This is a genomic window from Kitasatospora sp. NPDC096147 (assembly GCF_044763225.1).
Lineage (GTDB): Bacteria > Actinomycetota > Actinomycetes > Streptomycetales > Streptomycetaceae > Kitasatospora.
Window position 1 is genome coordinate 621,827 of the sequence record NZ_JBIWFX010000002.1, and the last position, 13,822, is coordinate 635,648.

9 protein-coding genes and 1 pseudogene are annotated in these 13,822 nt (G+C 65.7%); 8 read left to right on the forward strand and 2 right to left on the reverse strand.

Annotation, left to right across the window (positions count from 1 at the left end; all coding sequences use genetic code 11):
* The first annotated feature begins 2 nt into the window (after positions 1 to 2).
* Both ACIRBX_RS08385 and ACIRBX_RS08390 read left to right on the forward strand, forming a co-directional pair.
* Positions 3 to 3,080 carry a type I restriction endonuclease subunit R gene (locus ACIRBX_RS08385; protein WP_402295274.1) on the forward strand — a complete coding sequence of 1,026 codons (3,078 nt, stop codon included), beginning with the start codon at positions 3 to 5 and terminating at the stop codon, positions 3,078 to 3,080.
* A gap of 251 nt (positions 3,081 to 3,331) precedes the next feature.
* A complete protein-coding gene (locus tag ACIRBX_RS08390; protein WP_402294616.1) occupies positions 3,332 to 4,177 on the forward strand; it encodes a hypothetical protein in 846 nt (281 codons plus the stop codon).
* Between the two features lie 553 nt (positions 4,178 to 4,730).
* Here ACIRBX_RS08390 and ACIRBX_RS08395 read toward each other — a convergent pair.
* Both ACIRBX_RS08395 and ACIRBX_RS08400 read right to left on the reverse strand, forming a co-directional pair.
* Positions 4,731 to 5,009: a hypothetical protein gene (locus ACIRBX_RS08395; RefSeq protein ID WP_402294617.1), complete on the reverse strand. Its 279-nt coding sequence runs from the start codon at positions 5,007 to 5,009 to the stop codon at positions 4,731 to 4,733.
* A gap of 11 nt (positions 5,010 to 5,020) precedes the next feature.
* Positions 5,021 to 6,766, reverse strand: coding sequence for a S8 family serine peptidase (locus ACIRBX_RS08400; protein WP_402294618.1), 1,746 nt, complete (start codon positions 6,764 to 6,766; stop codon positions 5,021 to 5,023).
* Between the two features lie 220 nt (positions 6,767 to 6,986).
* Here ACIRBX_RS08400 and nth (ACIRBX_RS08405) point away from each other — a divergent pair.
* The 6 genes and pseudogenes from nth (ACIRBX_RS08405) to ACIRBX_RS08430 form a co-directional block, all read left to right on the forward strand.
* Positions 6,987 to 7,457: pseudogene (nth, locus tag ACIRBX_RS08405) on the forward strand (endonuclease III domain-containing protein); the annotation flags it as partial.
* Positions 7,458 to 7,650: 193 nt separating this feature from the next.
* Positions 7,651 to 9,618, forward strand: a complete 1,968-nt coding sequence (locus ACIRBX_RS08410; protein ID WP_402294620.1) for a hypothetical protein — start codon at positions 7,651 to 7,653, stop codon at positions 9,616 to 9,618.
* A gap of 116 nt (positions 9,619 to 9,734) precedes the next feature.
* Positions 9,735 to 10,214, forward strand: a complete 480-nt coding sequence (locus tag ACIRBX_RS08415) for a hypothetical protein (protein ID WP_402294621.1) — start codon at positions 9,735 to 9,737, stop codon at positions 10,212 to 10,214.
* Between the two features lie 89 nt (positions 10,215 to 10,303).
* Positions 10,304 to 11,695, forward strand: coding sequence for a Shedu anti-phage system protein SduA domain-containing protein (locus ACIRBX_RS08420; RefSeq protein WP_402294623.1), 1,392 nt, complete (start codon positions 10,304 to 10,306; stop codon positions 11,693 to 11,695).
* Between the two features lie 387 nt (positions 11,696 to 12,082).
* A complete protein-coding gene (nth, locus tag ACIRBX_RS08425) occupies positions 12,083 to 12,970 on the forward strand; it encodes an endonuclease III (RefSeq protein WP_402294624.1) in 888 nt (295 codons plus the stop codon).
* Positions 12,931 to 13,632 (forward strand): NUDIX hydrolase, encoded by a 702-nt coding sequence (locus ACIRBX_RS08430; protein ID WP_402294626.1) that lies wholly within the window; start codon positions 12,931 to 12,933, stop codon positions 13,630 to 13,632. Before nth (ACIRBX_RS08425) ends, ACIRBX_RS08430 begins: the two co-directional genes overlap by 40 nt.
* Positions 13,633 to 13,822 lie beyond the last annotated feature (190 nt).

Below are 13,822 nucleotides of genomic sequence, written 5' to 3' on the forward strand. Positions count from 1 at the left end.
CTGTGGCGAAGGGCGTACGGGAGCGTGAGTTCCAGAACTTGATGATCCAGTGGTCCCTCCCGTTGGGGTGGGGCTTCACGGCGGGTAGGTCACTGCCGCGTGAGCCGACGCAGACGGTGATCATCGGCCAGCTGCGGGACGCCATCATCCGACTCAACCCTGGGTTGATCGACGGGTTCGACGTGGACGCGGTGGTTGAGGAGATCACCGCCACGGTCAATGCCGTCGACGGCAGTCTGGTGCGGGCCAACGAGCAGGTGCTGCACCTACTACGTGGGCGCAAGGAGTTCCGGGACACCGACGGCGTCTGGCACGCCCTGAAGGTCATCGACTTCGAAGACCCAGCCGCCAACACGTTGATCGTGTCGGACGAAGTGACCATCACCGTTCCCGGCAAGACCTCCCGCCGGTTCGACCTCGTGTACTGGGTCAACGGTCTGCCCTTGGTCGTGGTCGAGGTGAAATCCCCCACCGCGAAGTCCGGGTGGATCAACGCTGCGCACGAGATCAACGACGTGTACGCGACCGAGTACCCGTGGTTCTTCACCCCCAACGTATTCTCCGTGGCCTCCGACGGGCTGAAGCTGCGGTTCGGAGCCGCTGGCGCGCCCACAAACCTGTGGCAGCCGTTCCGGTCTACTTCCGACGACGAGAACTTGTCTGGGCAAGCCGACGTGCAGCGATCCGTCGAACTGCTGATGAAGCCGGCCACCATCCTGGACATGCTCGCCAACTTCGTCCTCTTCGCCACCTCCGGGGGTGGGGCGGACAAGAAGTTCCTGCCCCGTTACCCGCAGATGGAGGCTGCGCACCTGATCCACGCGCGAGTCCTGGCAGGTGGCTCGAAGGGTCTGATCTGGCACCACCAGGGTTCGGGCAAGACGCTGCTCATGGTTTTTGCGGCCTCGCTGCTACTGGCTGACTCCCGCACTGAGTCACCCACGATCATCCTGCTCTCGGACCGGACCCAGCTCGTTCGGCAGACGTCCAAGGCCTATACCTCCGCTATGGGCGACTCCTACTTTCACCGGCCAGCTACAGGCCAAGCGTTGCGCGCCCTGCTGGCCGACGACGTGCGCGGAGTCATCTCGACGACCGTCCACAAGTTCGCCGACGCCGGCAAGGACCTGTCGACCCGGGACAACATCATCGTGCTGGTCGACGAAGCGCACCGCACCCAGTCCACCAAGGAGAAGTCCCTGGCCTGGCAGATGCGCGCAGCTCTGCCGAACGCCAAGTTCTTCGGCATGACTGGCACCCCGGTCAGGAACCTCGCCACTGACACCTTCGCGCTCTTCGGTGAAGAGAGCGACCCGGACAGAGTGCTGCACCGTTACTCGGTATCTCGCTCCCTAGTGGACGAGGCGACCGTTCCAGTGGTGCTGGACCCCTACCCGGTCTCTTTTGAGATGAACGACCAGGCGCTGCAGGACGAGTTCGACGAATTTGCCGACACCTTCGACCTCGACGACCCCGACCGCGAAGCCCTGTCCCGCAAGTTCGGGCGCCTCACCTCGGTCTTCGCCAACCCCGAGCGAGTCCACACGGTGTGTCAGCACATCGTGGACCACTACCTGGCCAGCGCTTACCGCAACGGCCTCAAGGCCCAGGTCGTCGCCTACAACCGCGAGCTAGCCGTGGCCTACACGGACAAGATCAACGAGCTGCTCGCCGGCTACGAGGCGTCGCAAGTGCTCGCCAAGGTCGGTAGGCACGCCCAGATCACCGCAGAAGTGAACATCTCCGTCTCTGACTCCAAGGACGAAGACCCCGCCATGCGGCCGTTCCAGCTTTCGGAGGCTCAGGAAGAGGAACAGAAGCGAAAGTTCCTCGCCCCGGACGACCCTCTGTGCTTCCTGGTGGTTACTGCGAAGCTGATGACCGGGTTCGACGCCCCCAACGAAGGCGTCCTCTACCTGGACAAGCCGCTGAAGGCACACAGCCTGTTCCAGACGATCACCCGCCCAAACCGCACCTGGGTCTCCCCGACCGGGTTCGTGAAGACTCGTGGTGTGGTCGTGGACTTCATCAGCCTGGCAGAGGAGGTTCAGCGGGCCGTCGCCGACCCCACTGCCAAGGGCAGAGTCAAGGGCGGCGGGTTCGTTGCCGACCTGTCCGACCTGGTCAAGGAGTTCCGAAAGGTCTTTGCCCGGATCGAAGACCTACTGGCGTACGTGGAAGGCCTGGACCTCACAGCGCACGGATACGCGTCCGTGCGAGCCGCCAACAACTTCCTGGACGCCAGGCCCGACATCGCTGAGGTGTTCGCCAAGGACTACCGGCTTCTAGCCCGCCTGTACCCGCTCATCATCAGTGACAATCGAGTTGCCAAGTACCGGGACGGCTTCGGCCTGTTCGGGTCCGTGTACACGACCTTGTTCAAGAAGTCCTCCGACGACGAGCGAAAGGAGCGGTTGGCTGAGCTCGGGCCGATGGTCCTGGAGATCATCAACGCCCACGTCCACTCCTTCTCCGTGGTCCGCTCCCAGGAGGAAGCCCTCGTCCTGGATGCCCAGGGCATCGCCATCCTCAAGGAACTGCTCGCTCTTGTCCGCCCCAATCCCGGCAACGACGACAGCAAGAGCGAGAAGCCGCCGTCCGCAGCAGAGATCCTCGACCGCATCAAGGCCGCCCTCGACAAGGGCGTCGAACCAGAATCCGCGAAGTACACCGCCCTCGCGGAGCGGATAAGGCAGCTGCGGGACCGGATTATCCAGAACGCGCAGGACGCCCTGGACTTCCTAGCCGATGCACTCCGGGTTGCCCGCGCTGTTGTGGACGCGGAGAAGCACCCCAACGAAGCCGTCATCGTGCTGGACGACGATCGCGTGGGCGTGCTGTCGCGGATCATCCACGACCACGCACCACCCGGTGTGACCGTCACGGAGAGGAACCTGGCCGAGGAGATCGACCAGGTGGTCACCCAGACCCTTGCCCGTTCGTGGGACAACGCTGACGCTCGCAACAGGGGCGCCCGCCGTGCCACCGCAGCGGTCTTCCGGCGGTACACGCTGAAGCCGGTGGGAGAGCCGTACGACTCCACCGTGGCCTACATCGAGGCCCACTACCTCGTCGACTGACGACCGGTCAGAGGCCCGGCAAGCTGCGATGGTTGCTGGGCCTCGTTGCTGCGCGGCCCAGACCTACGACCTGGAGCCGCTGGTAGGCGATGTAGTGCCGTAGCGGAACGACCTCCACTTTGCCCAACTCGGTGAGCACCTCGTCCAGCTCCCCTACAGATCCGGGAGGCACTCTGGGACTTCACCGAGGACCGGCAGCTCGGCCGCCTCGGCGAAAGCCGATGGCGCCAGGCCGACACCTCGATGGCCTGGTGTTCGTCGGCTCCGATGCGTCAAAGGTGGGCAGGATGGCCGAGATTTGTCGGCCCGGGGCACTGGACGGCGGCCCCGCTCGTCTATCGCTCGAAGCCCTCGTGACTGCGGTGGCTGGTGCAAGCAGTTGGGGAGATGGCGAGTTGGCGTCGGAAGTGGCAACGAAGACAGGCGGACAGCTTCGGTTCCAGACCGTGGCCGCGGACGGGCGCAGGTCGTCCTCATGGACGGTGTTCGCCAACTCCGGGACCTCGGACGTCTATATCGCCGCGCGCCCCATAGCGGGACGGATCAAGGTGAGCCTCCACGAATCAGGCAGGTGGCGGCATGCTTTCCTGAACGAAGCGGCTGCGTCTGGGTTCCTTGCGACCGGTGCCGATCGAGCCTTCGACAAGTTCGAACCCGTGGGCGAGCCCATGGCACCGGGCTGGACACTTGGGTACACGATCGTCATGCCTGATTCGGAGCTCCAGAACTACCCAGCCGAGGCGAAGAAGACCACGTTGCTCCCGGCTGCTGGGCCAGGTCGCGCCGTCGCCGTCATGGTGCTGCTCGGGGACGCATCCGCTCCGCCCGTGGGGTGGGACACAGCCCTGACCGAGGTCGGCCGGATCCTTCTCGCGAACGGGGGCCAGGTCCTGCTACTGGCGCAACCAGTGGTGGTGCCGGAGCCCTGGGTGCCGGCGATGGAACGGGCACGGGCTGAGGCGAGGCGGCAGGCTGAGGACAACGGAACGGACCTTGCGGCGGCCTTGCCGGTAGTGGCCTTGATCATGGCAGGAGAAGACGGGAGTCGCCTCACAGTCGAGGTCTCGGCCTGGCCCTTCGGGAGTGGCTCGGTATAGCTGAGGAACCAGGGCTCGCAGGGATGGCCAGCACTCGCCGATCTCCATCCCACTCTTGAACCAGGCTGCAGCTACGTCCCCAGTAGAGCGGATCTATCGCCACCACGAGTCGGAGCATCGAAATCCACGGTCTGGTGCTCCGACGCGTGGCTGACCTGGCGTGAACCAGTCAGCTTTGGTGGCGATGAACACCCGCAGCGGCTTGTCAGGGGTAGGCGGGCGATCAGGTCACGGAGGCATCGCCAGTCGAAGCCCTTCGGCTCGTCTTGGCGGCCCGGATTTGCGGGCCCGGTGGATCAGCCGGCTTGCACCAGGTCACACCAGCCATCGTCACCCGGCTCCGGTGCCTTGGCTCCGGAGCCGAACGACAGGGATCTGACCGGTCCAGCCCGAAGTTTGGTGCGTGGCGGTGCCGACGGGCCGCCCGGTCGCGCTACTCATCCCGAAGTTCGCCCGCCACGTTCATGCCGTGTCCGCTGCCAGAGCGCAGGACGAGACCGCTTGCAGAGGGGCGTTGGGTGAGGCGTCTTGGTTCGCGAGGCAGGCGATGCGACTACAGGGGGGCGGTCAACGGCTGGCGGCTTTCCGACAGCGAGAGGGCGCGGACCCAGGGGAGAGCAGAAAGGGCCTCTACGTCCTCGCGGGACATGTTCGCCGTAAGCACCCTGCGGCCTGCCGCACTCCGGACGACCCCGGCAGCTCGGAGCAGCACTTGTTGCTGTTCAGAGGCCGCCTCGACCAGCCGGATGACGACCGCGATGTTTCTGGCCTTCGGATCGCCCACACTGTCGACCGTCCGGGCAAGGGCGGCATCGAGCTTGCGGTAGTCCATCGTCCCACCCCTCATAGGTTCATCGCGCGGATGCGCCCGTAGCCCCATCTACGGTCGAAGCTGCCTGTCGCGGAGCCTGGGACAACAGAGTGTGCGCGCAGAAGCTCCTTTAGTCTAGTCGGATCGAGTTCTGGATCACGCTCTAGTAGCAGTGCGCAGATGCCGGCAACAAACGGTGAGGCCATGCTGGTGCCCTGAAGGGCGACGTGATGGGTGTCTAGGGTCAGCCATCGGTTAGGTGACGAGTTCACTGCGAGAGGGCCGACGATCATTGCGCCGGGAGCGGTGAAGTCTGGCTTGTGTGCACCGTCGCGTCTGGGACCAGGGCTACTGAAGCTCGCTATGTCGTCGGCCTGCAACCACGGCGCTGACTGCGGATTTCCATCGATATCTACCCAATTCGTCTTTGTCGTGTATGCCCCGATGGTAATGGCGGACGAGGATACCCCTGGTGATCCAACCTTCATCTCCGGCGAATTGAAAGGCCCATCGAAGCGCGCGCGGTCACTTTCACTGATGATCCAGATGTCAACTATATTGGCGTCGCTCGTTGATCGCAGAAGGAGTTGCCATGTGGAAAGAATGGTAAACGGGGAAATCGGCGACGGCTCCACTCGGACGTGGAAATTGAAGTCGCCGTTCGATGGGTCGGGTGGCGGGGTTGTTATCTCAACTCGCCCGCTTGAAAGGGTGTAAAGTGTCGACGCGGAGATGCTTGGATCGGTTGTTGCCGACTGGAATGGTGTTGCCTGGCCGTCAGGTGATGCGATTGCGACCTCGACCTTCGCATCCGGCGCGTACCATCCGTTTAGCCAAAATGGCTCCGGGAGCCCTTGCAGGGTGCCCGAAATACAGGGGATCGATTGAGACTGTCCTGCCTTGGTTGAAACGCGGGCATGGATATCGATGTCGCCCTCATTTCCGGCGGCGCAGCACACGATTCGCCCCGGTCCACATTCGTCGTCTACCGCCTCAGACAGTGAATCGCTGCCGTCGTGTGCATCATTGTGGCCCCCGAGGCTCAAGTTCACTACAGTAGGCAAGCCGAGCTCTTGGCCCAGCCTAAAGAGGTACTGGACCCCATCGATGATTTGAGTATCAAGAAATCCTGTCTTAACGATGGCTATTTGAGCATTTGGTGCTACGCCCTCGTATTCGCTTCCTGATCCAGTGCAGATCCCGGCCACGTGCGTCCCATGTCCGTCGGTGTCTTGCGGAAGGATTGCGCTGGAGCTGGAAAATTCAAGCCCATACCGACCTTCATCGACTCCTTCGCCTCCGATTATTGTCTGGTCCCATATTCTCTCGATCCGCCCTTCGAAGGCAGGATGATGGGGATCAATCCCAGTGTCGACTATACCGACTAGTACCCCACTGCCGGAGAGTTTGGTCCCTTCTCGAAGCTCTGATATCCCGGAATTCTTGCAAGCTTCATCCAGGCACGGATGAAGGCGGTGTGCGGATACTATGCGATTGACTTCGCCGTGCTTGGCGACTATCTCTAGGTCCTCGAATTTCACGCTGGCGGTGCGTATGCGCTTGCCGCCGCCATTGACTCGGATCCCGTCTTTTCTCAGATCATCCAAATTGGCATCGGGATCACACTTGAGGGAGACGATGGCCGAGGCTGGCTTTGCTGGTTCGTCTAGCGCTGTCCACCCGAAGCTCTTGGCCTGTCGGCGAAGAGGATCTATTTCGCCTTTCTGGTACCGGTCGTAGGCCGCAATCAAGGACGGTGCAAGCTTGGAGTAGTCCACAATAACCCCTTTTTTGTCCTGGGTGACCCTTTCTCAAGGATGAAAATTTTGCTATACGGAAAATCTTCTTAAGATAACGCTATCTCTGTCCGGAGGTTCCGCCAATCGGGGGGTGTTCGGTGAGGATCGCCAACGTCTTGGGCTTGGCCCTGGGCTAGTTGACCGGCCTAGGTCCGCCGATCGTCCCTGTGCGGCTACCTCAACGGCGTAGCCTTCGTGCATGGCAGAGAGCAAGGTCCGGAAGGCCGCAGCCAGCTCGGCGAAGACGGCGGTGGGGAAGCCGAGGAAGCCGGAGTCGCATCTGGCGATGGTGCGGCGGGCGCGGAAGATCAACCGGGCGTTGGCGGAGGTGTACCCGTACGCGCATCCGGAGTTGGACTTCGAGAACCCGTTCGAGCTGCTGGTGGCGACGGTGCTGTCGGCGCAGACCACCGACCTGAGGGTGAATCAGACGACGCCGGCGTTGTTCGCGAAGTACCCGACGCCGGAGGACATGGCGGCGGCGGTGCCGGAGGAGCTGGAGGAGCTGATCCGCCCGACCGGGTTCTTCCGGAACAAGGCGAAGTCCCTGCTCGGCCTGTCGGCTAGGCTCCGGGATGACTTCGGTGGCGAGGTGCCGAAGACCTTGGAGGACCTGACATCGCTGCCTGGTGTCGGCCGCAAGACCGCCAACGTCGTCCTCGGAAACGCACGTGATCCTAAAACGGGAGAACCCTTCGGGGAGCGACCGATCACGGTTCTGGCGGCGTGACATCACCGTGCTGCAAGGCGGGGTGGTGGGCGGGTGCGAGGCTGACGAGTGATCGTGTCGCAGACGACTGGGTCCGAACAGCCGCTGAAGAGGGCATCGCCCCGGCGTGGTGGTCGGCGCTAGCGTCCCGTGCATGTGGGAGCGACTGGACGCCGTCGACTGGGCGGGGCTGAGGCACAACTACGGATCGGCCGAGGACGTACCGGCCCTGTTGCGCCGATGCCAGGGGCCGGATGTCGAGGACGCGCAGGAAGCGGCCTCGGAACTGGACAATCTGCTGTTTCACCAGGGTGGTTGGGTCTGCGACGCCGCCACCGCCGCGTTGCCGTTCTTGGTGCGGTTGGCGGCTGGGGCCGAGGTGCCGAGCCGACATGAGGCGCTGGAGACGCTGGCCCACCTGGCGTCGACCTCCGTGAAAGCCGTTCCGAAGTACGTCGATCCGGGGTGGCATCCGGCCTGGGCCGACGTGTTGCCCGAGGTGCTGGCTCTGCTGGCTGATTCGTCCCCCTCGATCAGGCGCATGACGGCCTATCTACTGGGCGTCTGCGGCGGCACGGCGGCACAGCTGCTGCCCGCACTGCTCCGCGCCTTCGAAGCTGAGCAGGACCAGGTGAACCGCCTGGACCTGGTGCTCTCGATCGGACGGGCCGCCGGAACCGAGCCCGCCGACGAGGTCGTGGAACTCCTCGAAGCATTGCTGGAGAACGGGGAGCCCCAGCTACGGTTGGCGGCGGTCCACGCGCGGGCCGTGAGTGACCCCGACCTGCCCGCACGGTGCCGGGAACTCGTCGTGGCGGCCGCACGAGACCGCAGTGTCGAGCTCTGGAAGCACTCAGCGTGGGTCGGGACCAGAGTCCTGGGAGTCCACCTGTGGAACGGAAAGTTGTTTCCGGGCGCCGACCCGGACTACGCGATCGGGTTGTTGGCCGATCACCCGGACCCTGAGCAGCGGATCGGTTCCCTCGCGCAGGCCGCCTCTCTGCTTTCGGAGTGGCGTTCTCCCACGACCGTGCTGCTCCCCGTTCTCGGGAAGCGGCTGGCCGACCCGGACACTGAGGTCCGCTACCGCGCGGTCGACCTTCTGGCGTGTCTCGGCCCCCTGGCCGCCGGGCATGCGGACGCGGTGGCCGGCTTGCTCGGTGACACAGCGGTCCGGCCGACGCGCAGCGGCAAGGACACGGTCGCGGACGCCGCCCTGTGGGCACTGGTCCGCATGAACGACCCACGCTGCGTGCCGGGACTGACCGAGCGGCTCACGGGCGCGAGGGGCGGATTCGGCCTGGGCGGTTCGCACGTCAGCCGCGGTATGCCCTACTGGCCGCACCTGCCGGCCCTCGACGAGATGCTGCTCCTGGCGAAGGATCACACCGAGCCGCTGTTGCCGGCCATCCGAGAGGTCCTGCGCCCCGACGCGGAAACCCTGCTGCTCAACCGGCTCGGCGAGGTGCTCGCCGCCTGGGGGCCGGCGGCGAAGGCCGCCGTCCCGGAACTGCTTGCCCTGCTGGAGGATGACCACGGTTGGCAGCCGGCAGCGACTGCCCTCGGCGGCATCGGCCCCGCCGGCAACGGCGCGAAGGAACTGCTGCTGGCGCGCGCCGACGCAGGTGGCCCCGGCGCCCCACTGGCCGCCTGGGCGTACTGGAAGGTCGGCGGCGAGCCGGAGCGCGCCCTCGCGGTCCTCGGCCCGGCCGCCACGCAAGGCCGCTTCCCGCATCCCGACCTGCGAAGGCTCGCCGACCTCGGCCCGCATGCGGCAGACTACGCGGACCGGCTGCGGGCGATGACCATTGCGACGGAGGATCCCTGGGCCAGCGTGCAGGCGGCACACGCCCTCTGGACGGCGACCGGGGACGCAGAGGCCGCTGTACCTGCGCTGCTGACAGCCGTTAGACCACTCGCCGAGGGCACCTACCGCCCGGTCATGCTCACCGCCGTACGCCACCTGACCCGGATCGGCCCGGCCGCACGCCCGGCAGCGCGCCTTCTGCGCGAGCTCCCGGACTCCGACCGACGGGTGCACGACTCCGGTAACTGGCGGGCCTTCACGGAGGACGAGACGATCCGCGCAGCCGTCGAGGACCTGAGGGCTGCTGTCGATTGATCGGACTGGGCCGTCCACCGGCTCGGTGGAATGCTTGCTCGCTGCGTAGCCATGAAGCTCGAGGGTCGGGTCCGTTCTGGCCTTCGAGGGGCTTGATATCCGGCAGAATGATCGACATGAGCCGCGAAGATGATCTCCTAGACCTCATGGCTTCGCTCGCTGATCACCTCGCGCGCGAGCTTGGAAACCCGAGCCGTCCTGCTGGCTGGCCTTCCCCAGTCGAAGTCCAGGCGCTGGTTAGCGAGGCCCGCCAGGCCATTGAGGTAGAGCGTGCTGGCCTGGAGCGGATCCGCATCCAGACAACGGCGATGGAAGCCATGCTTGAGGAACGGCAGCGGGAGCGGGAGCGGCGCAATGCACCGGTCCTCCGAAACGCTGAGAGCGTGTCAGCAAGCGAACTCCGCGAAGGTGACACGATTCTGATCGAGTCGGCCTACGGCAACTATCGATCGGCGCGGGTCACACGTGTGGGGATCGACGACTACTTCAGCTGCGAAGCAGGGCAGCCAATGCTCGGAGTCCTGCGCAGTGACCGCAGTATGCCGGAGGCTTACCTGCCAGGGCAGAAGGTGCTGCGGAAGATCAAGCGTCGCTGAGCTTGTTCTGGTCCGCTGCTTACATCGAGGACACTGTCGCAGGCGATCGATAGTGTTGTCCCCGACCGTCGCTACTCGAAGGGGGATCGATGACCGAGCGGATTGACGACCTCATCAAGGGCTTCTGGCGGGAGGCTGAAGCTGCTGTTAGAAGCCGGCAAGACGACGGAGGCGCCGGCTGGATGTCTCGGTCAGGCTTCGCCGTTGGCGCGCACCAGCACCTTGAGAAGGCGCTGGTCGACGAACTCATCGAACGAGGCATTGACCCTGCCTGGATCCGCACCGGCCGCGGCGCAGAACTACCAGGTTTCCACGCCGTCGGGCGCCCCTGGGACATCACCATCGTTCGGGACGACATCCCGCTGGCGGCCATCATCATCAAGGCACAGTCCGGTAGCGGATCCTCCAAGAACGTGACGAACCGCATCCAGGAGTTCATGGCCTCGGCGTTCGACGTCCGCCGAGGCTATGGATCACCCGACCTCGACCCTTACCAGCCCTTCCTCGGCCTGATCTTCATCCTCGAAGACAGTGAGCAGACGACCAGGCCGATCGCGGGGGGACGACGAACCGCCCCGGGGTCTCGACGCCCGTCGTCCGTAAAGGAGAGGTTCGAGGATGCCTTCCAACGCTTCCTCGTTGATGAGCTCTATGACGGGATCTGTTACGCCACCCCTAACATCGCCGGGGACGCGGACCAGCTCGAGCCGCGTCCGCAGATGGGCATGGAGGGGCTTCTCTCGGCCCTGACCAGTCACGTGTCGCAGGTCGGCGAGCTCAGGGAGGGAAGTGGGCTGACCTCCGTGCGGTTCGGTGAACTGCTCGTGCAGACCAGCGACATCGACGCACTGATGACTGGCTTCACCTCGACGCGCAAGGGTCTCGTCGCGGCAGAAGCCGCAGTCATCCGTCGACGTCGCGAGCTGATCGCGAATCTGCGGGTGCTGGCCCTGTCCGAAGGCGTCAACGAGACTGCTATGCAGAAGGCCCTCGGCGGGAACTACTGGCTCTTCGGAGGTCAGTACGTGGGCGTTGCAGAGCGACGAGACTTGATGCCCCTGCAGCAGCACGACATCCCGCTCATCTCGGCCGACCAGAGCCTCAACATCATCGAGCTCAAGGGCCCGGAGGCCCCCCTGGTTCGCCGGCACCGCAAGAACCACGCGATCGTCACTGCCGACGTTCACGAAGCGGTCGGCCAGTGCATGAACTATCTGAGGACAATGGATGAGCTGGGTGCAGCTCTTCGAACCATCCAGCGCAGCGAACTCGGCATCGACCACGACTACCGGCGCGCCCGTGCGACCGTCGTGATCGGCCACCCCGACAGGAGTGGATTGGTGTCCCGCGAAGAGGTCGACCAGACCATCCGCACATATAACGCGCACCTCAGCCGTATCCAGGTCCTCACGTATGCCGACCTGCTGGATAGCGCGGAGCGCGCCCTGAACTTCGAGGAACTCGCCGGCCAGTCTGAATGATCAGACCGCTCGGCGTACCACCTGAACGGTCAGGCACCACGGCGCTTGTGCGGTTGCTTACGTCTGATGCAAGGCAAAGACGGTCATGGAGGGTGTAAGCGGCTGTCGGTGATTTCCCACGGACGATGTTTGGGCCGGGGTTCCGAGCGCGCGAGACGGGCTTCGCGATTCAGCGCGCAGCCACCGTGGCGAGCCCGGACCGGAGTCCGCAGCTGAGGGTGCGTGTCCAGGCGATGACCGCAGCGGTGATCGCCTCGATCGTCTGCTTCGCTGCTCTGGCAGGCTCCTACGGCGAGCTGCGGAGTATCGGTTCACGGCTAGCTGCCAGTGATCGCGCGTGTTGATGATCCGCCTCAAGGGTGCGGCAGTACGGCGTAGCCTTCGTGCATGGCAGAGAGCAAGGTCCGGAAGGCCGCAGCCAGCTCGGCGAAGACGGCGGTGGGGAAGCCGAGGAAGCCGGAGTCGCATCTGGCGATGGTGCGGCGGGCGCGGAAGATCAACCGGGCGTTGGCGGAGGTGTACCCGTACGCGCATCCGGAGTTGGACTTCGAGAACCCGTTCGAGCTGCTGGTGGCGACGGTGTTGTCGGCGCAGACCACCGACCTGAGGGTGAATCAGACGACGCCGGCGTTGTTCGCGAAGTACCCGACGCCGGAGGACATGGCGGTGGCGGTGCCGGAGGAGCTGGAGGAGCTGATCCGCCCGACCGGGTTCTTCCGGAACAAGGCGAAGTCCCTGCTCGGCCTGTCGGCTAGGCTCCGGGATGACTTCGGTGGCGAGGTGCCGAAGACCTTGGAAGACCTGACATCGCTGCCTGGTGTCGGCCGCAAGACCGCCAACGTCGTCCTCGGAAACGCACGTGATCCTAAAACGGGAGAACCCTTCGGCGTCCCCGGCATCACCGTGGACACCCACTTCGGGCGGCTGGCCCGGCGGTTCGGGTGGACCGAGGACGAGGATCCGGTGAAGGTCGAGGCCACGGTCGCGGAGATCTTCCCGAAGTCGGAGTGGACGATGCTCTCGCACCGGGTGGTCTTCCACGGCCGCCGGATCTGCCACTCCCGCCGTCCGGCCTGCGGCGCCTGCCCGATCACCGCGCTCTGCCCGTCGTACGGAGTGGGCGAGATCGACCCGGAGAAGGCCGCGAAGTTGCTGAAGTACGAGAAGGGCGGCCAGCCGGGCCAGCGGCTGCGGCCACCGGCCGACTACCCGGGCGAGCCGGCCCGGCCGGCGGGATGGGTGGAGACGGCTTCGGCCGTGGGGGAGGCGGAGTGACCGGGCAGCAGACGGTGCGGGTGGAGCGGGACGGGCTGCCGGAGTGGCTGGTGCCGGTGCGCGAGGCGGCGGAGACCGTCCGGCCCGAGCAGCTGAGCCGCTTCCTGCCCCCGGCCGAGGGCGGGCGGGCATCGGCGGTGCTGGTGCTGTTCGGTGACGGGCCGTCGGGTCCGGACCTGTTGCTGATCGAGCGGGCCCGGGCGCTCCGGTCGCACGCCGGGCAGCCCTCCTTCCCCGGCGGTGCGCTCGATCCGGAGGACGGCGACCCGCAGGGCGACGGTCCGGTGGTGGCCGCGCTGCGCGAGGCGGAGGAGGAGACCGGGCTGGACCCGAGCGGCGTGCAGGTCTTCGCGACCCTGCCCGCGCTCTACATCCCGGTGAGCGACTTCGTGGTGACCCCGGTGCTCGGCTGGTGGCGGCGGGAGACCCCGGTCGCCCCGGTGGACCTGGCCGAGACCGGTGCGGTGTTCCGGGTGCCGATCGCCGAACTGACCGATCCGGCCAACCGGGCCCGGCTGCGGCACCCCTCCGGGCACGTCGGCCCGGCCTTCGAGGTGGCGGGGCGGCTGGTCTGGGGGTTCACCGCCGGGGTGATCGACCGGGTGCTGCACTACGGCGGTCTGGAGCGGGAGTGGGACACCTCCCGCACGTTCGACCTCTGATCGCGGGTGCGGCGGGTCCGGTGGGTGCGGCGGGTCCGTGCCGGGGGCCGGTGCGGCGGGTACGGCCCTGGGTGGCCGGTCCGGGTGGGGCAGCTGGTCCGGGTGGGGCGGCCGGTGTGGCCGGGGTGACGGGTCCGTTCCGGCGGCGGGCTTACCGGGCCTTGTCCCGGCCTTTGCCCGGTCCTTCGGC

Coding starts and splice junctions, on each gene's coding strand:
- ACIRBX_RS08415 (WP_402294621.1), top strand. CDS start 9,735: ATGAGCCGCGAAGATGATCTCCTAGACCTCATGGCTTCGCTCGCTGAT.
- ACIRBX_RS08395 (WP_402294617.1), bottom strand. CDS start 5,009: ATGGACTACCGCAAGCTCGATGCCGCCCTTGCCCGGACGGTCGACAGT.
- ACIRBX_RS08430 (WP_402294626.1), top strand. CDS start 12,931: ATGGGTGGAGACGGCTTCGGCCGTGGGGGAGGCGGAGTGACCGGGCAG.
- ACIRBX_RS08410 (WP_402294620.1), top strand. CDS start 7,651: ATGTGGGAGCGACTGGACGCCGTCGACTGGGCGGGGCTGAGGCACAAC.
- nth (WP_402294624.1), top strand. CDS start 12,083: ATGGCAGAGAGCAAGGTCCGGAAGGCCGCAGCCAGCTCGGCGAAGACG.
- ACIRBX_RS08420 (WP_402294623.1), top strand. CDS start 10,304: ATGACCGAGCGGATTGACGACCTCATCAAGGGCTTCTGGCGGGAGGCT.